Source organism: Bacillus sp. FJAT-14266, from assembly GCF_001719225.1.
GTDB classification, from domain to species: Bacteria; Bacillota; Bacilli; order Bacillales; family Bacillaceae; genus Bacillus; species Bacillus subtilis.
This window is the reverse complement of the sequence record NZ_CP017072.1, coordinates 3991802-4018012: the sequence shown is the minus strand read 5'-3', so window position 1 is coordinate 4018012 and position 26211 is coordinate 3991802. Positions and strand designations below refer to the sequence as shown.

The window sequence follows — 26211 nt, the reverse complement described above, 5'->3', positions numbered from 1 at the left end:
TCAAATGCAAACACCTTTTTTCAAGTTATTTTATTTTGATAGCGCTTTCATTATGTTGGCGAAAAAGTCCCCCGCAGCAGGGGGGACTTTTTTACTTCATTTGAATGTGCTTTAGATCTTCTTCAGAGGTATTTGTGAAAATAACCGGTGTTATGGCTGAAGCGGCATGCTGCTTGATGTAATCGAGATCAAAGGTGAGAAGCAGTTCGCCTTGTTTGACGGCTTGTCCGCTTGTGACATGTGCTTCAAAGCCTTCCCCATTCAGTTTGACGGTATCAACGCCGACATGAATCAGGATTTCAGTGCCGCCGGCGCTCATAAAGCCGATGGCGTGTTTTGTCGGAAAAATCGAGACGATTTCGCCGTCCGCAGGTGCAACGACTTTTCCTTCTGATGGTATAATCGCAAATCCTTCGCCCATCATTTTTTCTGAAAAGACCTGATCAGGCACATCCTCCAAAGAGACTGTTTCTCCTTTAATCGGATAAATAAAGGTCTCACCGGAATCGGGCTTCTGCGGTTTGTCAGTTACCGTGTCCAGCGCGGCGGCGGTGGCAGGGACGCCTCCAGCCATGATTGTTTTGATGTCGTCTTTTAAGGCATCGGACTTGGTTCCGAATATTGCCTGGAAGTTGTTGTTGACCTCCAGCACACCTACTGCACCAAGCCGTTTTAATTCATCCTTGCAGACTTGGCTTGGCTGATGAACGGTCACACGAAGCCTTGTGATACATGCATCCAGGTTAGCGATATTTTGCTGTCCGCCCAAGGCCTGCAGCACGTGAAAGGCAAGCTGGTCTTTTGCAACTGGAGCTTTCTCCTCATTCTGACCGTCTTCATCTGTCTCACGGCCGGGCGTTTTCAAATTCCATTTCAGAATCGCAAATCGGAACAAATAATAATAAATGAAAGCAAACACGATCCCGACAGGAATGACAACCCAGCCGTTTGTAGACAGTCCGTAGTTCAAGACGTAGTCAATTCCCCCGCCTGAGAACGTATAGCCGTGGCGGACATGGAATAAATCACAAACGACAAAGATGACGCCGGCAAGAATAGAGTTAATCAAATAGAGCACGGGCGCAACGAACAAGAAAGAAAACTCAACCGGTTCTGTAATTCCGGTCAGCATAGATGTGAGCGCCGCAGAAATCATCACGCCGGAGATCATTTTTTTCTTTTCCGGACGCGCGGTATGGATAATGGCAAGAGCAACGGCCGGCAGACAGAAAATCATGTAAGGGAAATCCCCCATCATAAAGCGCCCGGCTGTCGGGTCTCCCGCGAAAAACCTTGTCAGGTCGCCGGTTACGGTGTTGCCTGTTGATGGGTCTGTGTATTCTCCCATCATAAAATAGAAAGGCGTATAAAAAATATGATGCAGGCCAAAAGGAATCAGCAAACGATAGATCGTTGCATAAAAGAACAGGCCGACTGTTGAATCGGCAATTAAACTGCTGGCTGCGTTAATTCCGTTTTGGATCAGCGGCCAAACGAATGAGAAAATGACGCCGATCACCAATGAACTGACGGAAGTAATGATCGGGACAAAGCGTTTTCCAGAGAAAAATCCAAGGACCGGATGCAGCTCGATTGATGAAAATCGCTTATATAAATAGGCGGCGAGAAGCCCGATAATGATTCCTCCGAAAACCCCCATATCAATCAGGTGCTCGGCTCCTTCATACGGAGGCTGAAGGCCGAGTAATTTTCCCATATTGTCGAGGGTGACGGTTAAAATTAAGTATCCGATGACAGCGGCAAGTCCGGCTACACCTTCTCCGCCGGCTAATCCGATCGCGACCCCCACGGCGAAAATCAGCGGAAGGTTATCGAATACAACGCCGCCCGCATCCTTTATAATAGGGATGTTCAGTAAATCCTTGTCTCCGAAACGGAGCAAAAGACCTGCTGCCGGCAGGACGGCAACCGGAGTCATCAACGCGCGGCCAAGCTGCTGCAGAATTTGAAATGCCTTTTTAAACATGACAGTCTCCTTTTATTGTGTTATGAGAATGATGCACTCTTTAATTTTTGAGCTGCTTTATAATCGGCGATAACGGTTACATGATTGTGTTTTTGAAGAATGGAGGCTGGTACATCTGTCGTGACAGGACCTTCAGCCATCTTTTGAATGGCGTCTGCTTTTTCCTCGCCGCTTGCTAAAAGCACAATATGTTTGCTGAATTCCATGATGGTTTTAATGCCCATTGAAATCGCGAGTCTCGGAACCAGCACCGGATCGCCGCCGAAGAATCTGGCATTTGCCTGTATCGTGCTTTCCGAGAGCTTCACAACACGTGTCCGGTCTTCAAAATCAGATCCCGGTTCATTAAAACCGATATGGCCATTGGCGCCGATGCCGAGAATTTGGACATCAATGCCTCCCGCCTGGCGGATGAGATCCTCGTATACTTTGCATGCCGCCTCAAGCTGCGGATTGTCTCCTTGCGGGATATGAATATGATCAGGCTGCATATTGATATGCTGAAAAAGATGCTCATGCATAAAATGGTTATAACTTTGCGGATGAGATGGAGAGAGACCAGCATATTCATCCAAATTAAATGTAGTAACCTTTGAAAAATCAATTTCGCCTGCCTGATAGTCTGAAATCAACTGCTTATACAAGCCGACCGGTGTGCTTCCTGTTGCCAGGCCGAGAACGGCATCTTTCTTAGCTTGTATTTGTTCTTTAATAATGGCAGCGCTTAACTTACAGAGTTCTTCGTAGTGCTCGGCGATCAGAATCTTCATGTGACACCCCCTCAAAGAGATAGACAAGCACCATATTTGTTATGACCAATTTATGATACTTGTCATTACGAATTTAGCACCGCCCTTATCAAACTGTCAATATTAATTTCTGAAAATTTGTTATAAAAGAAGGATACAAATCTTTCATATTGGGAGGGCAAATGGTATTATGGTCTCAATGAAAAAGAACGGATTGCATACAGAATGGGGAGAATGAAATGACAGCTTTATATTCTGTTATCAAGTTTAAAATCATTGAGTTAATTAAATCGGGCAAATATCAGGCGAATGATCAGCTGCCGACGGAGAGTGAGTTTTGCGAACAATATGATGTCAGCAGAACAACTGTGAGACTGGCTCTGCAGCAGCTAGAGCTTGAGGGATATATTAAAAGAATTCAAGGAAAAGGGACATTTGTTTCGGCGGCAAAAATACAAACGCCGATTCCGCATAAGATTACGAGCTTTGCAGAACAAATGAGAGGCCTTCGTTCTGAATCAAAAGTGCTTGAGCTTGTTGTGATTCCTGCCGATCACTCCATTGCCGAGCTTTTGAAAATGAAAGAGAATGAACCTGTCAACAAGCTTGTCAGAGTCAGATACGCCGAGGGGGAACCTTTGCAGTATCATACCTCATATATTCCCTGGAAGGCGGCACCGGGGCTGGCACAGGAGGAATGCACCGGCTCACTGTTTGAATTGTTAAGGACAAAATACAATATTGAAATCAGCAGGGGCACGGAATCGATCGAACCGATTTTAACGGATGAAACGATCAGCGGCCACTTATTAACCAATGTCGGAGCGCCTGCGTTTTTATCAGAATCCCTTACCTATGATAAAAATGAAGAAGTGGTGGAATATGCGCAAATTATTACCCGGGGAGACCGAACGAAATTCACCGTTGAACAGTCATATCATTCATAAAGCAATGTGTTTTAAGAAGGGAATGGTGGTTCTATGTTTTTATTGACGAATGGAAAAGTGCTGTGGGGAGCAGTGATTGCTGCATTCATCCTTTCAATTGTATTTTACCCTTCTCTGCCGACGCAGATGCCGATTCATTATGATGTTGCGAACAGTCCGGATCTGACGGTTAACAAGCTGGCGGGGACTGTGATGCTGCCTGTTTTGATGGTGGTGTTTGCATGGGCGCGGAAGATCAATTGGCAATTTGTATTCGCAGTGTATATTTTGCTGATTTGCCACATTGTCGTCCTTTGTTTAGCGCTCTAAATCAAACAGCCAGAATAAAACTGGCTGTTTTTCTTTAATTTCAGCTTCATCTGACAATGAATGTGGTGTATAATAGCTGATGATCCTAAAGAATATTCTGAAATTTATCGGTGTGGAGCGGCGTATCATGAAAGGAAGGGCTGTATGTTTTTTGCAGCCTTAAAAAGACTGAATATTTAAACAATTATGTGAAAGGTGTGCTGATTAGATTGAATAAGCTTATTGAACGAGAAAAAACTGTATATTATAAGGAAAAGCCCGACCCGTCTTCCTTGGGGTTTGGACAATATTTTACAGATTATATGTTTGTGATGGACTACGAAGAGGGGATTGGATGGCATCATCCGAGAATTGCGCCGTACGCACCGCTTACGCTTGATCCGTCTTCATCTGTTTTTCATTACGGCCAGGCTGTTTTTGAAGGATTAAAAGCATACAGAACAGACGACGGCAGGGTGCTGCTGTTCCGTCCGGATCAAAATATCAAACGGCTGAACAGATCGTGTGAGCGCATGAGCATGCCCCCTTTAGACGAAGAGCTGGTGCTTGAGGCATTGACGCAATTAGTTGAGCTGGAGAAAGATTGGGTTCCAAAGGAAAAAGGAACGTCACTGTATATTCGTCCTTTTGTCATTGCCACAGAACCGAGTCTCGGTGTGAAGGCATCCAGGAGCTATACATTTATGATCGTGCTTTCGCCTGTCGGCTCCTATTATGGCGACGATCAGCTGAAGCCGGTTAGAATCTATGTCGAAGATGAGTATGTGCGGGCGGTCAACGGTGGAGTCGGATTTGCAAAAACGGCTGGAAACTATGCCGCCAGTCTTCAGGCACAGCGGAAAGCGAATGAGCTGGGCTATGACCAGGTGTTGTGGCTGGACGCCATTGAAAAGAAATATGTGGAAGAAGTAGGGAGCATGAACATCTTTTTCGTCATAAACGGGGAAGCTGTCACACCTGCTTTAAGCGGAAGCATTTTAAGCGGGGTGACACGTGCGTCTGCGATTGAACTGATTCGAAGCTGGGGCATTCCGGTTCGTGAAGAGAGAATATCGATTGATGAGGTGTATGCGGCCTCTGCACGCGGAGAATTGACAGAGGTCTTCGGCACAGGCACGGCAGCAGTCGTTACGCCTGTCGGTGAACTCAACATTCATGGAAAAACGGTGATTGTAGGAGACGGGCAAATCGGGGACCTCTCGAAAAAGCTGTATGAAACGATAACAGATATTCAGCTTGGCAAGGTGAAAGGCCCGTTTAACTGGACAGTGGAAGTGTGAAAATCGAAAAAGAACCTGCCCGAAGGCAGGTTCTTTTTATTTTGAATGAGTCATATCAGCAGCCGGCAGGCTTTTGCGGTTTTTCACATAATACATTGCATAGCAAATGGCCATAAACGGAACGCCGCAATACAGTGCGATTCTTTGATTCGGATCAAAGGCAATGCCAACAACGGAAGCCAGGCATAACAGGAACGCTGCAATCGGCACGAACGGATACAAAGGGGTTCTGTATTTCAAATCAGTAACCTTGTTTCCCGCTTCGATATAACGTTTTCTGAACATGAATTGAGAAGCAGCGATTCCCATCCACACGACAACGACGGCAAAACCGGAAATCGACACGAGCACAACGTATACAGTGTCTGGCGCAAATACGCTGGACAGCAACGACAGAATGCCGCCGATCATGCTGAACACCAGCGCGTTAAAAGGGGTTCCTTTTGACGTCAGCTTTGCAAATGTCGGATGAAGCGTTTTTTCTTTTGATAAAGACCACAGCATCCGGGAAGAAGCGTAGAGTCCGGAATTAGCCGCTGACAGGATCGCTGTCAGGATAACAAAGTTCATGATATCGGCTGCGTATGGTACACCGACTCTGTCAAAGACAGCGACAAACGGGCTTTTGATGACACCTGCATCTTGAATCGGAATCAGCCCTGACAGCACAAAAATTGTTCCGACAAAGAAGAGTGAGAGACGCCAGACCGTTGTTTTAATCGCTTTTGGTATTGTCTTGTCAGGATCAACGCTTTCACCGGCTGCGATTCCGATTAGTTCCGTTCCCGAAAAGGCAAAATTAACGGACAGCATCGTCATCAAAATCGGGACAAATCCATTTGGAAAAAGCCCGCCTTCCGCGGTGAAGTTGGACAGCATCGGTGCGGCTTCTCCGCCTTTGATCGGGATGATGCCGAACATGGCAGAGCCGCCTAAAAGAATAAATAATACAATGGCTAATACTTTGATGCTGGAAAACCAAAATTCTGATTCAGCGAAAAACTTGACCGAAAATGCGTTAAGCAAGAAAATGAACAGCGCAAAGACGGCACTCCACATCCAAACCGATGTATGGGGGAACCAGCGCTGCATTAACAGGCCGACTGCTGTGAATTCTGATCCCAATGCCACGGTCCATGTCAGCCAATACAGCCAAGCGACCGTAAATCCGGTGCCCGGCCCTATGTATTTGGCTGCATAGGTGTGAAAGGCGCCGGTCACAGGCATGGCGACTGACAGCTCACCGAGGCATAGCATGACAAGGTAGACGATGCCGGCCCCGACTAAGTAGGCAAGTATCGTTCCGGCCGGGCCTGCTTGCTGAATGGTATAACCAGAGCTTAAAAACAGCCCGGTTCCGATGACACCTCCCAAGGAAAGCATAAAGAGGTGCCGGCTTTTCATACTTCTCTGAAAGGTTGTCTCATTCTTGTTGTGGGCAGCGTTCATCTTTTTCCAACTTTCTATCGGCGATTTATTTCCTTCCTAATAAAAAATCTCATGTCAGGAAGTGACACGAGACTCCGGCGAACCGGCTTTAAGTTAGAATATACAAACTATTCCGATAAGTCAAGTTGTTTTTAAAGAGCGGGCCCAAGCCGCAATTTCTTGAATATCTTCGGGTTTTGTCCGGCAGCAGCCGCCAATCAGCCTCGCTCCTTTTTCATGCCAGGTGCGGGCGCTCGCCCCGTAAGATTCTGCGCATGCTGCGCCGTTCCACGTTTTTGTTTCCGGATCATATTGCTCACCTGAATTCGGGTAGACAATGATCGGTTTTGACGTGTTCTTTTTTAACTCCTCTATCAAGGAAGGGATATGCTGAAGCGGCGTGCAGTTGATGCCGAGTGCTGCAATTTGGCGGTGTTCATCAAGCCATGATGCGCAGTCAGCTGCAGGTGTTCCGTCACTGATATGCAGGCCGTCTTTAGCACTGAAGCTGATCCATGCATACGTTTCAGGAAATTCCTTCAACAGCCGAACAATCGCTTTGGCTTCAGTCAGACACGGAATCGTTTCGCATGCCAAAACATCAGCTCCGGCTTCAATCAGCGCCTTCATCCGGGGGCGATGAAATTCAATCAGTTCATCTTCTGATATTGCGTAGTTGCCGCGATACTCAGACCCGTCTGCAAGATAAGCGCCATAAGGGCCTATAGAAGCCGCAATGATCGGTTTTGGCCGATTCAAACGGTTCTCTTCAAGCGACCAAAATTCATCACGTGCTTCAGCTGCGATGCTGACGGACAACTCGATGAGCCGGCGTGCTTCCGCTTCGCTCAGCCCGCGTGCGGCAAAGCCTTCAAATGTAGACTGATAGCTGGCAGTGATTGTACAATCGGCGCCTGCCGCGAAATAATCAGTATGAACTTGTTTAATCAGATTTGGCTCTTCCATCAGGATTTTTGCCGACCACAGACTGTCGTTCAAGTCACAGCCCTTGCGTTCAAGCTCGGTCGCCATGGCGCCGTCTAGCACAATAAGCGGGACTGTATCTAGTATGTGTTGGATAGGATTCATAGAATGTACCGATGCCTTCTTTCAGATTTTTTAAAAAGATATGAAAATCGTAATGGAGGCTTACGTGTTTGTCAATAAACGCAAATAGAGAAAGGTGTTCAGCCCATATGTCTGAACACCTCTTTTTTATGATATTTGTTTGTTGTGTGAGTCTGACGATGTATCAGAAAGCGGCCAGCATTCAATGCCGTTGTGGTTTTTGAGCACATCTTTATAGAAGACCGGATCTTTGCCAGCTTTTTTCTGGCGTGTATAGTCCTTCAGCGCTGTAAAAACGACCTTTGATAATAAGAAAATTGCAATTAAATTCACGACGACCATCAAGCCCATGAACAAATCAGCAAGATCCCAGACGAGCTGGACTTTAGCGACACAGCCAAACACAATCATCGCCAGCACGCCGATACGGTAAACGAATATTAGTTTTTTGCTTTTGTTCAAAAAGCCAATATTGGTTTCGCCATAATAATAGTTTCCGATTAAAGCACAGAATCCGAATAACAAAATCAGAATGGCGAGAAAGCCTGATGCCCATGATCCGACATGGGAGCTTAGAGAGGCTTGTGTCAAGGCGATTCCGCTCAGACCCGGAGTATGATAGGCATCCGAAAACAGAATGATAAAGGCGGTGCTTGTACAAATGACCAGTGTATCAGTAAGCACACCAAAAGCTTGGATCAGCCCCTGTTTGACGGGATGGCTTGTTGTGGCGGTGGCAGCGGCATTCGGTGCGCTTCCCATTCCCGCTTCGTTTGAAAAGATTCCCCGTCTGACGCCTTGCATGAGTGCCGCGCCCAAAGCCCCACCGGCGGCCTGATCAAAACCAAACGCATTTTTCACGATTAGCGCAAGCACACCTGGCAGCTGCGTAATGTTGGTGAAAATGACGAAAAACGCAACTCCGATATACAGGACAGCCAATACGACGACAATGGATTCAGCCAGCTTTGCAATGCGCTTGACTCCGCCAAAAATAATCGTGCCGAATACAGCAATTAAAATGAGTCCCAATGTCAGGCGGTTTGTGCCAAACGCGTTTTCAAAGGCAAGGCTGACCGTATTGGATTGAACCGAGTTGAAGACGATACCGAACGATAAGGTGATTAACACAGCGAACAGCGCGCCCATCCACCTTTTGTTCAGCCCTTTTTCCATGTAATACGCAGGCCCGCCGCGGAAGCCGTTTACATCTTTTACTTTATAAATCTGAGCCAGTGTGCTTTCCACAAAGCTGGATGCTGATCCGATAATGGCGATAATCCACATCCAGAAGATTGCACCGGGCCCGCCGAGTGCAATGGCGATAGCAATGCCCGTAATATTTCCCGTTCCGACACGGGCTGCCATGCTGATGCAAAAGGCTTGAAACGGAGAAATGCTGTTTTTCGACCGGGAAGCAGCACCTTCTCTTAATACCCTGACCATTTCTTTCAGCATGCGAACCTGTAAAAACTTAAGCCTGAACGTAAAATAGATTCCCAGAGAAAGGAGCAAAACAATCAATAGCTTTGACCACAAAAGATCATTTGCAATACCGACGATATGTTCCAGGATTTGCTGCATACAATCACCTCTTTTTTCATATTTAAAAAATGCTGAGCTCCCATTCCTGCGCCATATGCTTCAGCAGCATACCGCCAGTGAGGCTGTTGCCGTATTCATCAATGGCAGGCCCGTAAATGCCGATGCCGCATCCGGATTGAAAAGGCTGTTCTCTTCTGGCGCTTGGAGGCACCAGCGCCATGATGCCGCCGGAGACGCCGCTTTTGGCCGGCACGCCGACAAACGCCGCATATTTGCCTGAAGCGTTGTACATGCCGCACGTCAGCATTAATGCCTTGGCCAATTTTGCCACATCTTTTGGAATCACCTGCTCGTGTCGAATCGGATGATACCCGTCATGAGCAAGGATCAGGCCGATCAACGCAATATCTTCTGTAGTGCTCTCCATAGCGCATTGCTTCAAGTACACCTCAAGTGTTTCTTCTACTTCAGCTTCTAAAAAGTTTGTTTCTTTTAAATAGTAGGCCAGCGCTCTGTTGCGGTGGGCGGTTTCCCATTCAGAACGGAATACTTCTTCATGAATTCTTGGCCGTTTTCCTATCAAAGTTTCCATCACCGAGTAAAGAAACTCGAGCTTTTCGTATGCAGATTCTCCGGGAAGGATCGAAGCGATGGTGAGGGCACCCGCGTTGATCATGGGATTGAAGGGCTTTCCCGGCTTGTTGATTTCGAGCCGAATGATTGAATTAAAGGCGTCACCTGTCGGCTCGACATCTACGCGGTCAAGCACATAGGGAATGCCGCGGCTCATGCAGGCGGCAATAAAGCTAATCACTTTTGAAATGCTTTGCATGGTAAAAGAGACGTTCCAGTCGCCGGCGTGTATCATCGTTCCATCAGGCTCCAATACACAGATGCCGAGCTGTGAATCATTGACTTTTCCTAAAGCGGGGATATAGTTTGCGCTTTGTCCATTGGCGGCAAAAGGGCGATAGTATTCAACCCAATCATGAAGCTGTAACGCCGGGTTTATGTCTTTCTGGTGCTCTTTTATCAATTCTTTCATCGAATTCCTCCTCACTGATTTTTTTCTTAAAGGACTGAGGTGTATCAAAACGAAGGCTAAGGGGGCGTTAAACGCTTTCATAATAGCGGAAGGTATAATTACTGTATAATGGAGACTACAGAATCATACAAAATACGACAAAAACATTTTGAAAATAAGCAGTAAGATTTATAAAAACCTCATGTTCTGGGTCAAAAGCAATTTGCAGGTTTTCTCCCGATTCCCCAAAATAAAAAGCGAGGATGTGATCAACATAAAACTGGAACGGTTTATTGAAAAAGACGGATATATACTGGCCCTCATGCTGATTACGGTGCCGCTGGCCGGTGAACTGAAATTTTATCCCCTCAATGAAGAATTCCGGGTCAGCTTTGGGGCACCGGTTTTTTTCTTCTTTTTATCATTGTTGCGGCATGTGCCCGCTGTGCTGCCGGGTTTTCTGACTGGAGCGGCTGTTTTCATCTTTCGCGTCTTTCTGGAATTATGGGGCGGAGGACACAATGGGCTGACTCCGATTCTGTATGATCAAGCGTCTGGCTTTTTCTTTTATATGACTTACGCCTGTCTGTTTTCCATATTAAAGGCCAATCGTTTCCGTGAACGGCCGATTATGCTCGGTTTCATTGGGTTTATGATTGAAGTTGTGTCAGATTGTGTCGAGCTAACTGTGCAATTTCTCATTTTTCATACGGTTGTCACGCCTGAGAAAATCACTGACATTGCGGTGATTGCGATTTCTCACACATTTATTGTGATGAGCTTTTATAGTGTGCTGAAGCTGTATGAAACACAATCGAGAGAAAAACAGACAAGGCAGCAGCACGAGCACATGCTGATGATCGTTTCCAATTTATATGAAGAAACGGTGCACCTAAAAAAGACATTGAAAACGACAGAGAAAGTGACAAACGATTCGTATCAGCTCTATCGGGAAATGAAGGGCAAGGATGTTCAGCTGAGCGGCAGAATCCTGAGACTGGCCGGAGAGATTCATGAAGTGAAAAAGGACAACCAGCGGATATTCGCAGGGCTTTCAAAACTGATTTCGAATGAGAGTTTGAGAGATTATATGAGGGCTTCTGATTTGCTGCAGCTCGTGATTCGAATGAATGAAAAGTACGCTGAAGCACTAGGGAAGCAGATTGATTTTTACTGCTCGATCGAGGGAGAGCATGACGAATATCACGTATTTATCGTGCTTTCGATCATTAATAATCTAACAGCAAATGCGGTAGAGGCTATGGATGAAGAGGGAATGGTCAGCCTGAGGCTCCGTAAGCCAAATGAGAGTATGGTAGAATTCCAGGTGGAAGACAATGGCCCCGGGATTTCCGAGAAAATCGGAGACATTGTGTTTGACCCGGGCTTTACTTCAAAATATGACGAATTTGGCACGCCTTCTACGGGTATCGGACTTTCCTACGTAAAGGAAATCGTGACAGAGCTAGAAGGGGATATCACGTTTGATAATCAGCAGCGGGGAGTGGTGTTTGCCATCAGGCTGCCTGTCCGGCATTTGATTCAGAAAGGGTGAACCAAAAGCTATGCGTTTTTTTATTGCAGATGATGACCGTGCGGTGCGGTCAATTTTAAGGCAGATCATTGAGGACGAAGATCTCGGGGAAGCTGCTGGTGAAGCAGACGACGGAAGCCAAGTGGAAGGGCATATGCTGCAATTTAAGCAGATTGATATTTTATTAATCGATCTGTTAATGCCCGGAAGAGACGGCATTGAGACGATTCGTCAGATCCAGAATACGTACTCCGGCAAAATCGTAATGATCTCTCAAGTGGAGGCGAAGGAAATGGTCGGGGAAGCGTACTCGCTCGGCATCGAATATTTTATCCATAAGCCGATTAACCGCATTGAAATTGTCACGGTTCTCCAAAAGGTGAAGGAGCGGATCGAGCTTGAACACTCGATTGGAGCCATTCAGCATTCTCTAAGCCGGCTTGTCAATCGGACTGAACGGAAAGCGCGTCCCCAGCAGAAGAGTGACAGCGGTTTAAAAGAGGCAGGAACATTCCTGTTGTCCGAGCTGGGCATGATGGGAGAAGGCGGCGCACATGATCTCATGGCGGTCCTGCAGTATTTAGCAGAACACGAGCAATCCGAGCCGCACGAAAAACAAAGCCCTTCGCTAAAACAAATATTCACCCAAGTAGCGGTACGGAAGCTGGGGACAGGAGCCTCACAGACGGAAGTCAATCGCGAAATGAAAGCCTCGGAGCAGCGTATCCGCAGAGCGATTATTCATTCGCTGCACCATTTTGCTTCACTGGGCACAACTGATTTTTCGAATCCAAAATTTGAAACCTATGCATCGAAATTCTTTGATTTTCCGGTTGTCAGCCAGAAAATGAAAGAACTCCAATCCAAGGATGCAAAACCCCTTGCACCTGCTAGAATAAATATGAAAAAATTCATCCACGTGTTTTTTTTGGAAGCAAAGCTTTTGCATGAGACGATGAAACAAAGAAGGATATAAACCAAACAGCCGGCTGACCAGGCTGTTTTTTTGCTGCGCAGAATCCCGGCCGGACAGTGATTTACCGCTTTTTTATAAAATATCAGAAAATAAAGATATTGACTTATTGTTTATTTGTCTTACAATTAAACAAAAGGATATATGGGAAGGAGCGGATGTGAAAGAAAAATTAATAAAAGCGCTTACAGATAGAGGCCGTATACACAAATAACAGGAGGTTATGTTGATGAGCCGTATCAGAAAAGCACCCGCTGGAATTTTAGGTTTTCCGGTTGCTCCTTTTAACACACAAGGAAAACTGGAGGAAGAAGCTCTTTTTCAAAACATTGAGTTTTTGCTGAATGAGGGCTTGGAAGCGATATTTATCGCTTGCGGGTCTGGTGAATTCCAATCTCTCAGCCAGAAGGAATATGAGCAAATGGTGGAAGTCGCAGTCTCGGCAGCCGGAGGAAAGGTGCCGGTCTACACGGGGGTGGGCGGCAACCTCAGCACAGCGCTTGATTGGGCGCAGCTGTCGGAGAAAAAAGGCGCCGACGGCTACTTGATTCTGCCTCCGTATTTGGTGCATGGCGAACAGGAGGGGCTGTACCAGTATGCGAAAACGATTATTGAAAGCACTGACTTGAACGCGATTCTTTATCAGCGCGATAACGCAGTTCTCTCTGTTGAACAGATCAAACGTCTGACCGAATGTGAACAGCTTGTCGGTGTCAAAGACGGGGTAGGAAATATGGATTTGAATATCAATCTCGTCTATACGATCGGCGACCGCTTGGGATGGCTCAACGGAATGCCGATGGCTGAAGTGACGATGCCGGCTTATCTGCCGATCGGGTTCCACTCTTACTCTTCAGCGATTTCAAATTATATCCCGCATATTTCGCGAATGTTCTATGATGCATTGAAAAACGGAAATGACGAGCTTGTGAAGGAACTCTATCGGCATGTGATTCTGCCGATCAACGACATTCGCAAACAACGAAAAGGCTACGCCGTATCCTTGATTAAAGCCGGTATGGAAATCATGGGTTTGAATGTAAGGAATACAGCCAGACCGCCTGTCGGCCCGGTTGAAAAAGATCATTATCAGCAATTGGAAGCAATTTTGAAGCAGGCGGCTGACCGTTTTCCGAAAAAAGCCGCGACGGTTTGACCAGAAAAAACACGAAAGGGGCAATGGGCATGTCTGTGATCACGGAACAAAACACGTACCTCAACTTTATTAACGGAGAGTGGGTTAAGTCTCAATCAGGCGATATGGTCAAAGTCGAAAACCCTGCCGATGTGAATGATATTGTCGGATATGTACAGAATTCAACGGCTGAAGATGTGGAACGTGCCGTCACCGCCGCCAATGAAGCCAAAACGGCTTGGAGAAAGCTGACGGGTGCCGAGCGCGGCCAATACTTATACAAAACAGCGGATATCATGGAGCAGCGCTTGGAGGAAATCGCCGCCTGTGCAACGCGTGAAATGGGTAAAACATTGCCGGAAGCGAAGGGAGAAACAGCCCGGGGGATTGCCATTCTGCGCTATTACGCCGGAGAGGGCATGCGAAAAACGGGTGACGTCATTCCGTCTACTGACAAAGACGCGCTCATGTTTACCACCCGTGTTCCGCTCGGTGTGGTCGGTGTGATTTCTCCGTGGAACTTCCCAGTGGCGATTCCGATTTGGAAAATGGCGCCGGCATTGGTATACGGCAATACCGTTGTCATCAAACCGGCGACAGAAACAGCTGTGACATGCGCGAAGATCATTGCCTGCTTTGAGGAAGCGGGGCTCCCGGCAGGGGTCATCAATTTGGTGACAGGCCCGGGTTCTGTTGTCGGGCAGGGGCTTGCTGAGCATGACGGTGTAAACGCCGTTACGTTTACCGGTTCAAATCAAGTCGGAAAAATCATCGGGCAAGCCGCTTTAGCGAGGGGAGCCAAATATCAGCTTGAGATGGGCGGCAAAAACCCTGTCATCGTAGCTGATGACGCTGACCTTGAAGCTGCGGCAGAAGCTGTCATAACGGGGGCCTTCCGTTCAACCGGCCAGAAATGCACCGCGACAAGCCGTGTCATCGTACAAAGCGGAATTTACGAGCGCTTTAAAGAAAAACTGCTCCAGCGCACAAAAGATATTACAATCGGAGACAGCTTAAAAGAGGATGTCTGGATGGGACCGATAGCCAGCAAGAATCAGCTTGATAACTGCCTGTCATACATTGAGAAAGGCAAACAGGAGGGCGCTTCCCTTTTAATAGGAGGAGAAAAGCTGGAGAACGGAAAGTATCAAAACGGCTATTATGTTCAGCCTGCCATCTTTGACAATGTGACATCTGAGATGACAATTGCCCAGGAGGAAATTTTCGGTCCGGTGATCGCCTTGATCAAGGTGGACTCGATAGAGGAGGCGCTGAACATCGCCAATGATGTGAAGTTCGGTTTAAGTGCATCCATCTTCACGGAAAACATCGGCCGAATGCTTTCTTTCATTGATGAAATCGATGCCGGGCTGGTTCGGATCAATGCAGAAAGCGCAGGTGTTGAGCTGCAGGCGCCTTTTGGCGGCATGAAGCAGTCGAGCTCCCACTCCCGAGAACAGGGTGAGGCAGCGAAGGACTTTTTCACAGCGATCAAAACTGTTTTTGTGAAGCCGTAATGGTGCTGGAAAGAGGCGTGCGTCTCTTTCCCGGTTTATCACAACCAGCATATGATTCTCTACTTTGAAAAGGAGAAGATACTATGAAAAAAGACTTTGCGAGTGTTACTCCGGCGGGCAAAAAAACGTCCGTGCGCTGGTTCATCGTGTTTATGCTGTTTCTTGTGACCTCTATTAACTACGCGGATCGAGCGACGCTTTCCATCACCGGAGATTCCGTCCAGCACGATTTGGGATTGGACTCGGTCGCCATGGGATATGTCTTTTCTGCCTTTGGCTGGGCCTATGTCATCGGACAGCTTCCGGGCGGCTGGCTGCTGGACCGTTTTGGTTCAAAGACTATCATTGCGTTAAGCATCTTTTTCTGGTCGTTTTTTACGTTGCTGCAAGGGGCGATTGGCTTTTTCTCCGCCGGCACAGCGATTATCCTGCTGTTTGCACTGCGTTTTCTGGTTGGTTTATCAGAAGCGCCTTCATTTCCCGGAAACGGCAGAGTTGTTGCCTCATGGTTTCCAAGCTCCGAGCGCGGGACAGCTTCAGCCTTTTTTAATTCAGCACAATACTTCGCAATCGTCATTTTTTCTCCTTTAATGGGCTGGCTTACCCACTCTTTCGGCTGGCATTCCGTTTTCGTTGTCATGGGTATTGCAGGCATTCTTCTGGCTGTCATCTGGCTAAAAACGGTGTATGAACCGAAAAAACATCCGAAGGTTAATGAAGCTGAGCTTGCGTACATCGAACAGGGCGGCGGGCTGATTTCCATGGATGACAGTAAAAGCAAACAAGAAACAGAATCGAAATGGCCGTATATCAAACAGCTGTTAACGAACCGCATGCTGATTGGCGTGTACATCGCGCAATACTGTATTACGACTCTCACCTATTTCTTTCTCACATGGTTTCCGGTATATTTGGTTCAGGCCCGCGGCATGTCTATTCTTGAAGCTGGGTTTGTCGCTTCCCTGCCGGCGCTGTGCGGATTTGCCGGCGGCGTGCTTGGGGGCATTGTGTCAGACATCTTGCTCAAAAAAGGCCGTTCACTGACCTTTGCAAGAAAAGTGCCAATCATTGCCGGCATGCTGCTGTCTTGCAGTATGATTGTCTGCAACTACACAGATTCAGCATGGCTCGTCGTTATCATTATGTCGCTCGCGTTTTTCGGAAAAGGCTTCGGCGCACTGGGTTGGGCTGTCGTGTCGGACACGTCTCCGAAAGAATGTGCAGGATTAAGCGGCGGTTTGTTCAACACTTTCGGCAATATTGCCTCAATTACAACACCGATTATTATCGGATACATTGTCAATGCCACTGGATCTTTCAATGGCGCGCTTGTGTTTGTCGGAGCTAACGCGATTGCGGCGATCCTCAGCTATTTGCTGCTGGTCGGGCCGATCAAACGGGTCGTGTTAAAGAAACAAGAACAAGACCCCGATCAATCGTTGCCTGTCTAATATTTAAGAAAGCGCTTTATAAAGGGAGGAAAATGCATGAGTTCACCGATACAAGAGCAGGTTCAAAAAGAGAAAAGATCGAATATTCCCTCAATTACTGAAATGAAGGTGATTCCTGTTGCGGGACATGACAGCATGCTGCTGAATCTAAGCGGAGCACACAGCCCGTTTTTTACCCGGAATATCGTAATCTTAACGGACAGCAGCGGAGATCAGGGAGTCGGCGAGGTGCCTGGCGGAGAGCATATTCGGCGCACACTGGAGCTGTCAGAGCCGCTTGTTGTCGGAAAATCTATCGGTGCGTACCAAGCGATATTGCAAACGGTCAGAAAGCAGTTTGGCGATCAGGACAGGGGAGGGCGAGGAAACCAGACGTTTGATTTGCGCACCACTGTGCACGCCGTCACCGCACTGGAAGCGGCTTTGTTAGATTTGCTTGGAAAGTTTCTTCAGGAACCGGTCGCGGCTTTATTGGGCGAAGGGAAGCAGCGTGATGAAGTAAAAATGCTCGGTTACCTCTTTTACATCGGCGACCGAAAGCGGACGACCTTGCCGTATCAAAGCGATGAGCAGTCAGATTGTGCGTGGTTCCGTCTGCGCCATGAGGAAGCGCTGACGCCGGAGGCCATTGTGCGTCTTGCCGAATTCGCACAGGAGCGCTATGGCTTTCAGGATTTCAAGTTGAAAGGCGGGGTGCTGCGGGGAGAAGAGGAAATCGAAGCTGTTACCGCATTATCGAAACGTTTTCCAGAGGCAAGGATCACTCTTGATCCGAACGGGGCATGGTCATTAGAGGAAGCTATTGCATTATGCAAAGGAAAGCAAGATGTGCTCGCGTATGCGGAAGATCCGTGCGGGGATGAGAATGGCTACTCCGCTCGTGAAGTAATGGCTGAATTCCGCCGCGCGACAGGGCTTCCGACTGCGACAAATATGATTGCGACTGACTGGCGGGAAATGGGTCACGCGATTCAGCTCCACGCGGTCGATATACCGCTGGCTGATCCGCATTTTTGGACGATGCAAGGGTCGGTGCGGGTTGCGCAAATGTGCCATGATTGGGGTTTGACATGGGGCTCGCACTCCAACAACCACTTTGATATTTCCCTTGCGATGTTTACCCATGTGGCAGCAGCGGCTCCGGGGCGGATCACGGCGATTGATACCCATTGGATCTGGCAGGACGGGCAGCGATTAACGAAACAGCCTTTTGAGATTTCTTCTGGCTGTGTCAAGGTGCCGGATAAGCCTGGACTAGGCGTCGATATTGATATGGAACAAGTGGAAAAAGCGCATGAGATCTATTGGAAAATGAATTTAGGCGCACGGAATGACGCGATCCCAATGCAGTTCCTGATCAGCAACTGGGAATTTGACCGGAAGCGTCCATGTCTTGTGCGATAAGTTTGATTGTAAATATTGTCATATCCGCTATTTTGTCTTACAATTGAACAACTGAAGGGAGAGTTGTTCGTGTACGAAGGTTTAGAAGATTTGAAAGTCGATACAGTCAATCGGAAAACATTAGCCAAGCAGGTCATCGAACGGATTGTCCATTTATTATCGAGCGGACAGTTGAGGGCCGGAGACAAATTGCCGACAGAAATGGAACTGATGGACATTTTGCATGTCAGCAGGCCGGTGCTACGGGAAGCACTCAGTTCACTTGAAACGCTGGGCGTCATTACGAGAAAAACACGAGGGGGCACATATTTCAACGATAAAATCGGCATGCAGCCATTTTCCGTCATGCTTGCTTTGGCCACTGATAATCTTCCGGCTATCATTGAAGCGCGGATGGCGCTAGAACTCGGACTCGTGACAATTGCCGCGGAAAAAATCAATGAGGAAGAGCTTCAGCGTTTGCAGAAGACGATCGACGATATTGCCAACAGCACTGACAATCATTATGGTGAAGCGGATAAAGAGTTCCATCGAATTATTGCGTTAAGCGCCAATAACCCCGTCGTTGAAGGGATGATTCAGTCCCTGCTGATCACCCATGCGAAAATTGACAGCCAAATTCCGTACAGGGAGAGAGATGTAACGGTCGAATATCACAAAAAAATCTACGACGCCCTTGCCAAAAGAGATCCGTACAAAGCACATTACCACATGTATGAACATCTGAAATTTGTCCGTGACAAAATTCTAAAAGGAATGGATGATAAATAATGGTGAGCAACCGCAGTTGAAACGTAAGAGCTGCGGTTTTTTTAAAACCAATTTAGAAAACGCTTACTAAGTTATGAGGAGTGATTTTCATATGGCGATGAACCTCAGGAAGAACCAAGCGCCCCTTTACATCAAAGTGCATGAAATAGATAACACCGCGATTATTGTAAATGATGGAGGACTGCCAAAGGGCACTGTTTTCTCATGCGGGCTCGTACTTGAAGAGGATGTTCCTCAAGGCCATAAGGTGGCCCTCACCGATCTTAATCAAGGGGACGAGATCGTGCGTTACGGAGAGGTGATCGGATTTGCTGATGAGACGATCAAACGCGGGAGCTGGATACGGGAAGCCCTCGTGAGAATGCCCGCTCCTCCGGCGTTAGACGATCTTCCTCTCGCAAACAGGGTGCCGCAGCCGCGCCCGCCTCTTGAAGGCTACACGTTTGAAGGATACCGGAATGCGGATGGCAGTGCGGGGACAAAAAATATCCTCGGCATCACGACAAGTGTTCAATGTGTTGTTGGCGTTTTGGATTATGCAGTCAAACGAATAAAAGAAGAGCTGTTGCCGAAATACCCAAATGTCGATGACGTTGTGCCGCTGCATCATCAATACGGATGCGGCGTGGCGATCAATGCGCCCGACGCTGTCATTCCGATCCGCACGATTCAAAATCTTGCGAAGCATCCGAACTTCGGCGGAGAAGTAATGGTCATCGGATTGGGATGTGAAAAGCTCCTCCCGGAAAGAATTGCCTCCGAAAATGATGATGACATTCTATCGCTCCAGGATCACCGAGGTTTTGCGGCGATGATCCAATCCATTTTGGAAATGGCGGAGGAACGGTTAATCAGGCTGAACAGCAGAACCCGGGTGTCATGCCCTGTTTCGGATCTGGTTATCGGCCTGCAATGCGGCGGCAGTGATGCGTTTTCCGGCGTGACGGCGAACCCTGCCGTGGGGTATGCGGCTGATTTATTGGTTCGCGCAGGTGCAACGGTTTTGTTTTCTGAAGTGACAGAGGTGCGGGATGCCATTCATTTATTAACGCCGCGGGCTGTCAGTGAAGAGGTCGGACAATCACTGATCAAAGAGATGAAGTGGTATGACAGCTATCTTCGGCGGGGAGACGCAGACCGAAGCGCAAACCCGTCACCAGGCAATAAAAAAGGCGGATTATCCAATGTGGTGGAAAAAGCGTTAGGCTCGGTAGCGAAATCAGGCACAAGCCCCATCTCCGGCGTGCTCGGCCCTGGTGAAAGAGCAGAGCAAAAAGGCCTGCTGTTCGCGGCGACACCGGCAAGCGATTTTGTGTGCGGCACCCTGCAGCTGGCTGCGGGCATGAATCTGCAGGTGTTTACGACAGGAAGGGGAACACCATACGGCCTGGCTGCTGCGCCGGTGCTGAAAGTATCGACGCGGCATTCCTTATCAGAGCATTGGGCTGATTTAATCGATATCAATGCCGGCCAAATCGCGACAGGAGAGGCCAGTATCGAAGACGTAGGCTGGGAAATCTTCAGAACGATTTTGGATGTGGCAAGCGGCCGAAAACAAACGTGGGCAGACCGTTGGGGCCTTCATAATGATTTGTGCTTGTTTAATCCTGCTCCAGTGACTTGATTCATTTTTTTATAGCGATTAGATGGAATATGATGTAAAATACAATTAACGTATAGGAAACGGAGGGGTTACAGCATGGCATTCATTAGATTCCGAGTGACACGAATTCAATAGTGAGCAACTCTCGCCTGAATGCGGGAGAATCGGGATGAATCCGCCTATGTATGAGCCCTTATATGGTTATTAAAAAAGAGGGTGGCGATGCCTGCCTTCTTTTTTCTGCCTCCAAACATCCCCTCTCTCTCCTTCAGGGCGGAGCATGAGAAAGGGGAAATGGGATGACAAACCTTACCGAAAAACAGATGATCACTGAGATTGTCGGGCTTGCACGCAGCCAAGGTTTGACGGTTCATTCTGAGAACGCGCAATTGAATGAAACCGGAATGGACTTTCAAGTTGTATTTGCCAAGGACGACACAGGTATGCCATGGGTGCTGCGAAAACCGCGGCGAAGTGATGTTGTGGAAAGAGCATCTGCAGAAGGCATAACGCTTGCCTTTCTCCGCGCGAATCTGACTGCTGATGTGCCGGATTGGAGAATTCATACACCGGAATTGATCGCTTACCCAATGTTAAAAGGAACGCCGGCTGCTGGAATTGACTTGGAACAAAAGCAATATGTATGGAATATGGATCATCAGCCGCCGTCAGACGACTTTGTCCGCACACTTGCTGGCATACTGGCTGAATTACATGGCACGGATCAAATATCTGCTGGGCAATCCGGAATAGAAGTGATAAGGCCAGAAGATTTCAGGCAAATGACAGCAGACTCTATGGTTGATGTGAAGAATAAGCTTGGCGTATCTACGACGCTTTGGGAAAGATGGCAAAAGTGGATAGATGATGATGCATACTGGCCGGGTTTCTCTTCTTTGATACACGGCGATCTCCACCCGCCGCATATCCTTATCGATCAAAATGGACGTGTCACAGGACTTCTGGATTGGACAGAAGCGAAGGTTGCTGACCCAGCCAAGGATTTTGTTCTTTATCAAACCATTTTCGGAGAAAAAGAAACTGCCCGTTTGCTTGAATACTATGATCAAGCAGGCGGCCGAATATGGGCAAAAATGCAGGAACACATTTCAGAGATGCAGGCGGCGTATCCGGTGGAAATCGCCAAGCTAGCTCTGCAAACACAGCAGGAGGAACACATCAATATGGCGCTGGAAGCACTTGGTGTAACATCGGATTAAGAATTGACTTCGTTTCATGAACCGAGTATTATAAACTCTACAAATAATAGAACGGATTAACAATCGTGAGGAAGAGCAAGTACGCATCAGAATGGAGGTTCAGAGAGTCGGTGGCAGGTGTGAACCGATCCTCCCCTGATGCCGAATGGGCTTCTGAATTGCTTTGCTGAACGGATAGTAGGCGATGCCGGGTTTCTCTCCCCGTTACCAAGAGAGGAGTATCGAAACATAGGTTTTCTGTACTTAGAGTGAACGGCTGTATAGCTGTTAATAAAGGTGGTACCACGAGACCCTCGTCCTTTGCATAGGACGGGGGTTTTTGTGTTTCTTAAAGGAGGTGACGGCCAATGGACGATGGCTGGTGGTGGCATAGCAGATGAGTTAGAAAGGAGGATATCAAATGGTCATTGCAACTGATGATCTTGAGGTCGCATGTCCTAAATGTGAAAGAGCGGGAGAAATCGAAGGAACACCTTGCCCGGCCTGCAGCGGAAAAGGTGTTATTCTGACTGCTCAAGGATATACGCTTCTGGATTTTATCCAAAAGCATTTGAATAAGTAAAGGAGAAAAGCTGAGCTGAGATGAGAGCAGAAGAGCAGAGTAAGATTCGTGAGGCCGCAGCAGGTACGATTTTTTTGCTGATCGGAACAGTTTGTTTTGCGTCTAAATCGATTTGGATAAAATGGGCATACCAAATGGGTGCTGAGCCAGATGCCGTGCTGCTATACAGGCAGCTGCTGGCTGTTCCGCTGTTTTGGCTGATTTTTTTAATATACCGTCCTCCAATGCCAGACGGTAAGAAAAAAGGAGACCTATGGAAGGCTTGTGGCGCGGGAGTGTTTTGTTTTTTTCTGTCTCCCTTGCTTGATTTTATCGGGCTGAACCATGTATCCGCAATGGTTGAACGTATATTGCTGATGAGCTATCCGTTGTTTGTGTTTGGATTCACCGCGTGTCGTGACCGGAAAATGTCCTCAATTCAGGACCTTTTCGCAGTTCTGGCGGTCATGTTTGGGCTTTTCTTGGCGCTGGGCGGCTGGAATGCTGAGCTTTTCCAGGCGAATATGATTGGAGCTGTATTCATTTTGTTATCTTCGGCCGTCTATGCTGGTTATCTTGTCCTTTCCGGGCATCTCGTCCATCAAATCGGGGGGGATCCGTCTCAATGCATACGGGATGACAGCTGCTGGAGCTGCCATGATGCTTTACACAGGGATCAAATCGGCGGCTGGCATGAATACGCCAATGGCAGCATATCCGCTTTCTATGTATGGTTTGTTCGCGGTAATTGCAGTCGTTACCACAGTGATTCCATTTGTGCTAATGCTTGAGGGCATAAAACGAATCGGGGCACAGCGAGCCGCCGCCATTTCAATGGCAGGGCCTATCCTGACGATTTTCTATGGAGCTTTATTTCTCGGTGAACGGCTCGGGCTCATTCAAGTCATTGGATGCGGTGCCGTATTTTTTGTCATTACGGGCATGGAATACAGGAAGCTGAAAATAGGAAAAAAAGAATAATTTTTATAAAACACACACGTTTTTCAATTACAATAAGTGTAATTACGTGTGTGTTTTTTGATTTTGTAAAGGTTAGGTGAGAAGATGCAGCGCATATTGCTTGTAGAAGACGACCACTCAATCAGTGAAATGGTGGATCATTATTTAACAAAAGAAGGCTTTGGAATTGTGCATGCTTTGGACGGAGAAGAGGGCATCCGGCTGTTTCAGCAGGATTCATACGATTTGGTCCTCCTTGATATCATGCTCCCGAAGCTGAACGGCATGGATTTTCTGAAAATCATCCGGGAAAAAAGCAATATACCGGTCTTAATGATTTCGGCAAAAGACGGAGATGTGGATAAGGCATTGGGACTGGGTTTTGGGGCGGATGATTATATCGCCAAACCGTTTTCGATGATTGAGCTGACAGCCAGAGTAAAAGCCGCGATACGGCGGGCGACGCAATATTCGGCAGAGGAGCCGGCTGTGAATAAGGTGATCCGGATTCACCAGCTTGCGATAGATATAGACAATGTTTCCGTTTTGAAAAACGGAGAGCCGCTCCAGCTGACGTCAACAGAATGGCAGCTGCTGTGCTTATTTGCATCAAATCCTAAAAAAGTGTTTACGAAAGAACAAATCTACCGTTCCGTTTGGAATGAAGAGTACTTTGATGATCAGAACATCATTAACGTACATATGCGGCGGCTCAGAGAAAAGATTGAGGATGACCCCTCCTCCCCTCAATATATTAAAACGCTATGGGGCATCGGTTATAAATTAGGAGAGTTTTAGAATGACAGTGCTATGGGTGGCCGCTGTCATCGCTCTGGCGTGTCTGAATGTGATTCAATTCATAATGAAAAAGAAGCGGGACGGGAATCTGGCTTACACGGCTGACCAGCTTAGCTACATGCTCAGCCGGGATTCGGCAGGACAAATTTTGCTTCCTACAGACGATCATGCGCTCAAAGACTTGCTTGTTAACATTAATCTTTTCGTTGAGAATCGTCAGCAGATCAGCGCCCAATTTGCCAAAACAGAGCAATCCATGAAGCGGATGCTGACCAATATGTCGCACGACCTGAAAACGCCGTTAACGGTCATTCTCGGTTATATCGAAGCCATTCAAAGTGACCCGAACATGCCGGAAGAAGAGCGGGAAAGATTGTTGGGGAAGCTCCGCCAGAAAACAAATGAACTTATTCAGATGATCAATTCCTTTTTTGATTTAGCGAAATTAGAATCTGAAGATAAAGAGATCCCGATCACCAAAGTACATATGAACGACATATGCAAACGAAATATCCTGCACTATTATGACGTTGTTCAGTCAAAAGGCTTTCAAGCAGCCATCGATATACCGGATACGCCGGTGTATGCGCAGGCGAATGAAGAGGCTCTGGACAGAATCCTGCAAAACCTATTGTCCAATGCGATTCAATATGGCGCGGCCGGCAAGTTAATCGGACTGACGCTGTCTTATGATGAGAGGAACATCGCCATCACCGTATGGGATCGCGGAAAAGGGATTAGTGAAACCGATCAGCAGCGGGTGTTTGAGAGGCTGTACACACTTGAAGAATCCAGAAATAAAGCATTTCAAGGAAGCGGTCTCGGTTTAACCATCACGAAACGGCTTACAGAAAAAATGGGAGGCACCATATCCGTTCAAAGCAAGCCGTACGAAAGGACTGCATTTACGATTACATTGAAACGCATGACATATTAATCGTAAGAATTTCTTAAGGTTTGAGAAATAAAAATGACAGGGCTCGCCGCTACAATAGAAAACAGGAAAAGAGAGGGAAGGAGAAACAAAGTTGACTTATATCGTACAAACAAACGGGCTGACCAAAACGTATCAGGGCATAGAGGTCGTATCCAATGTCAGCATGCATATTAAAAAAGGTGAAATCTATGGCTTTCTCGGCCCGAACGGCGCGGGGAAAACAACCATTATGAAAATGCTGACGAGCCTTGTCAAACCGACAAGCGGTGAAATCATCATTCTTGGGAACAAGTTCACCCACACGTCATATGAGGTTCTGGGGAACATCGGCAGCATGATTGAATATCCGATTTTTTATGAAAACCTGACAGCTGAAGAAAATTTAGATCTGCATTGTGAATATATGGGATATCACAATAAAAAAGCCATACAAGAAGTGCTGGATATGGTGAATTTAAAACAAATCGACAAAAAACCCGTCAAAACCTTTTCCCTCGGGATGAAGCAGCGCCTTGGAATTGCGCGTGCCATCCTCACGAAGCCGGACCTGCTTATTCTGGATGAGCCGGTGAATGGTCTTGACCCTCTCGGCATTAAAAAGATCAGGCATTTGTTTCAAGTGCTGAGCAAAGAGTACGGTATGACGCTGCTGATCTCAAGCCACCTGCTGGGTGAAATCGAACAAATTGCGGACACGATCGGCGTCATTCGGGACGGCAGGCTGCTTGAAGAGGTATCAATGGAGGATGTCAGGGGCCAGAACACTGAATACATCGAGCTTGTTACATCGAATCAGACAAGGGCATGCTTTGTGCTGGAGAAAGAGCTGCAATTAACCAACTTTAAAATATTAAATGAGAAAACGATTCGAATTTACGAGGCTGAAGCCTCTCAGGCTGCCATATCCAAAGCATTGATTTTAAATGATGTAGACATTGAATCAATGAACAAAAAGTATACGTCGCTGGAGGATTATTTTATCAAATTGATCAACGGCAATAGCATCAGTGCGTAAAGGAGGAGAGACACG

General features: G+C 47.3%; 22 protein-coding genes, 1 pseudogene and 1 other annotated feature. Of the genes and pseudogenes, 17 read left to right on the top strand and 6 right to left on the bottom strand.

Annotated elements, in window-relative coordinates:
- Window positions 1–91: 91 nt before the first annotated feature.
- Both ptsG and nagB read right to left on the bottom strand, forming a co-directional pair.
- Window positions 92–1987 (bottom strand): glucose-specific PTS transporter subunit IIBC, encoded by a 1896-nt coding sequence (ptsG, locus tag BGM23_RS20715; protein WP_029726955.1) that lies wholly within the window; start codon window positions 1985–1987, stop codon window positions 92–94.
- A 20-nt stretch (window positions 1988–2007) separates the two neighbouring features.
- Entirely contained in the window at window positions 2008–2757 is a 750-nt protein-coding gene (gene nagB / locus BGM23_RS20710) for a glucosamine-6-phosphate deaminase (RefSeq protein ID WP_003246480.1), read from the bottom strand.
- Window positions 2758–2975: 218 nt separating this feature from the next.
- Here nagB and gamR point away from each other — a divergent pair, with 218 nt between their 5' ends.
- The 3 genes from gamR (at window position 2976) to BGM23_RS20695 (ending at window position 5272) form a co-directional block, all read left to right on the top strand.
- Window positions 2976–3683, top strand: a complete 708-nt coding sequence (gene gamR, locus BGM23_RS20705) for a transcriptional regulator GamR (protein WP_003234841.1) — start codon at window positions 2976–2978, stop codon at window positions 3681–3683.
- A gap of 33 nt (window positions 3684–3716) precedes the next feature.
- Window positions 3717–3992, top strand: coding sequence for a DUF1648 domain-containing protein (locus BGM23_RS20700; RefSeq protein WP_029726956.1), 276 nt, complete (start codon window positions 3717–3719; stop codon window positions 3990–3992).
- A gap of 209 nt (window positions 3993–4201) precedes the next feature.
- Window positions 4202–5272 carry a branched-chain amino acid aminotransferase gene (locus tag BGM23_RS20695; protein ID WP_003246499.1) on the top strand — a complete coding sequence of 357 codons (1071 nt, stop codon included), beginning with the start codon at window positions 4202–4204 and terminating at the stop codon, window positions 5270–5272.
- Between the two features lie 36 nt (window positions 5273–5308).
- Here the strand turns inward: BGM23_RS20695 and mmuP are convergent, their stop codons facing one another.
- From mmuP to BGM23_RS20670, 4 genes are all read right to left on the bottom strand, one after another.
- The gene (gene mmuP / locus BGM23_RS20690; RefSeq protein WP_029726957.1) at window positions 5309–6721 is read right to left on the bottom strand and encodes an S-methylmethionine permease; all 1413 of its coding nucleotides are present in this window, start codon (window positions 6719–6721) and stop codon (window positions 5309–5311) included.
- Window positions 6722–6841: 120 nt separating this feature from the next.
- Entirely contained in the window at window positions 6842–7789 is a 948-nt protein-coding gene (gene mmuM / locus BGM23_RS20685) for a homocysteine S-methyltransferase (protein WP_029726958.1), read from the bottom strand.
- A gap of 126 nt (window positions 7790–7915) precedes the next feature.
- Window positions 7916–9352 (bottom strand): alanine/glycine:cation symporter family protein, encoded by a 1437-nt coding sequence (locus BGM23_RS20675; protein WP_029726959.1) that lies wholly within the window; start codon window positions 9350–9352, stop codon window positions 7916–7918.
- A gap of 22 nt (window positions 9353–9374) precedes the next feature.
- Entirely contained in the window at window positions 9375–10358 is a 984-nt protein-coding gene (locus BGM23_RS20670) for a glutaminase (RefSeq protein WP_003234829.1), read from the bottom strand.
- 301 nt (window positions 10359–10659) lie between these two features.
- On the opposite strand from BGM23_RS20670, the gene glnK reads away from it, so the two are divergent.
- The 14 genes and pseudogenes from glnK to BGM23_RS20600 all read left to right on the top strand — a co-directional run bounded on the left by glnK (window position 10660) and on the right by BGM23_RS20600 (window position 26196).
- A complete protein-coding gene (glnK, locus tag BGM23_RS20665; protein ID WP_010886394.1) occupies window positions 10660–11892 on the top strand; it encodes a two-component system sensor histidine kinase GlnK in 1233 nt (410 codons plus the stop codon).
- Between the two features lie 10 nt (window positions 11893–11902).
- Window positions 11903–12847, top strand: a complete 945-nt coding sequence (gene glnL, locus BGM23_RS20660; protein WP_003234824.1) for a glutamine utilization two-component system response regulator GlnL — start codon at window positions 11903–11905, stop codon at window positions 12845–12847.
- A 226-nt stretch (window positions 12848–13073) separates the two neighbouring features.
- Complete coding sequence (gene kdgD, locus BGM23_RS20655) at window positions 13074–14000, top strand: 5-dehydro-4-deoxyglucarate dehydratase (protein ID WP_003246372.1); 927 nt, start codon at window positions 13074–13076, stop codon at window positions 13998–14000.
- A 29-nt stretch (window positions 14001–14029) separates the two neighbouring features.
- Window positions 14030–15496, top strand: coding sequence for an alpha-ketoglutaric semialdehyde dehydrogenase GucD (gene gucD / locus BGM23_RS20650; RefSeq protein ID WP_003246263.1), 1467 nt, complete (start codon window positions 14030–14032; stop codon window positions 15494–15496).
- Window positions 15497–15579: 83 nt separating this feature from the next.
- Window positions 15580–16947, top strand: a complete 1368-nt coding sequence (gudP, locus tag BGM23_RS20645; RefSeq protein WP_029726960.1) for a glucarate transporter GudP — start codon at window positions 15580–15582, stop codon at window positions 16945–16947.
- Window positions 16948–16983: 36 nt separating this feature from the next.
- A complete protein-coding gene (gudD, locus tag BGM23_RS20640) occupies window positions 16984–18351 on the top strand; it encodes a glucarate dehydratase (protein ID WP_046664304.1) in 1368 nt (455 codons plus the stop codon).
- Window positions 18352–18420: 69 nt separating this feature from the next.
- Window positions 18421–19122 (top strand): FadR/GntR family transcriptional regulator, encoded by a 702-nt coding sequence (locus BGM23_RS20635; protein WP_046664303.1) that lies wholly within the window; start codon window positions 18421–18423, stop codon window positions 19120–19122.
- A 91-nt stretch (window positions 19123–19213) separates the two neighbouring features.
- Window positions 19214–20746, top strand: coding sequence for a galactarate dehydratase (gene garD / locus BGM23_RS20630; RefSeq protein WP_046664302.1), 1533 nt, complete (start codon window positions 19214–19216; stop codon window positions 20744–20746).
- A gap of 278 nt (window positions 20747–21024) precedes the next feature.
- Window positions 21025–21945: a macrolide 2'-phosphotransferase MphK gene (gene mphK, locus BGM23_RS20625; RefSeq protein ID WP_046664301.1), complete on the top strand. Its 921-nt coding sequence runs from the start codon at window positions 21025–21027 to the stop codon at window positions 21943–21945.
- 56 nt (window positions 21946–22001) lie between these two features.
- Window positions 22002–22249: a binding site (T-box leader), on the top strand.
- Window positions 22250–22345: 96 nt separating this feature from the next.
- Window positions 22346–22507, top strand: coding sequence for an anti-TRAP regulator (rtpA, locus tag BGM23_RS20620; RefSeq protein ID WP_003234807.1), 162 nt, complete (start codon window positions 22346–22348; stop codon window positions 22505–22507).
- A 20-nt stretch (window positions 22508–22527) separates the two neighbouring features.
- A pseudogene (locus BGM23_RS20615) lies at window positions 22528–23467 on the top strand (DMT family transporter).
- A gap of 96 nt (window positions 23468–23563) precedes the next feature.
- The gene (gene ycbL / locus BGM23_RS20610; RefSeq protein ID WP_080348099.1) at window positions 23564–24244 is read left to right on the top strand and encodes a two-component system response regulator YcbL; all 681 of its coding nucleotides are present in this window, start codon (window positions 23564–23566) and stop codon (window positions 24242–24244) included.
- Window position 24245: 1 nt separating this feature from the next.
- On the top strand, window positions 24246–25181 hold the full coding sequence (ycbM, locus tag BGM23_RS20605; protein ID WP_015252907.1) for a two-component system sensor histidine kinase YcbM: 936 nt from the start codon (window positions 24246–24248) through the stop codon (window positions 25179–25181).
- A 91-nt stretch (window positions 25182–25272) separates the two neighbouring features.
- Window positions 25273–26196: an ABC transporter ATP-binding protein gene (locus BGM23_RS20600; RefSeq protein WP_046664300.1), complete on the top strand. Its 924-nt coding sequence runs from the start codon at window positions 25273–25275 to the stop codon at window positions 26194–26196.
- Window positions 26197–26211 lie beyond the last annotated feature (15 nt).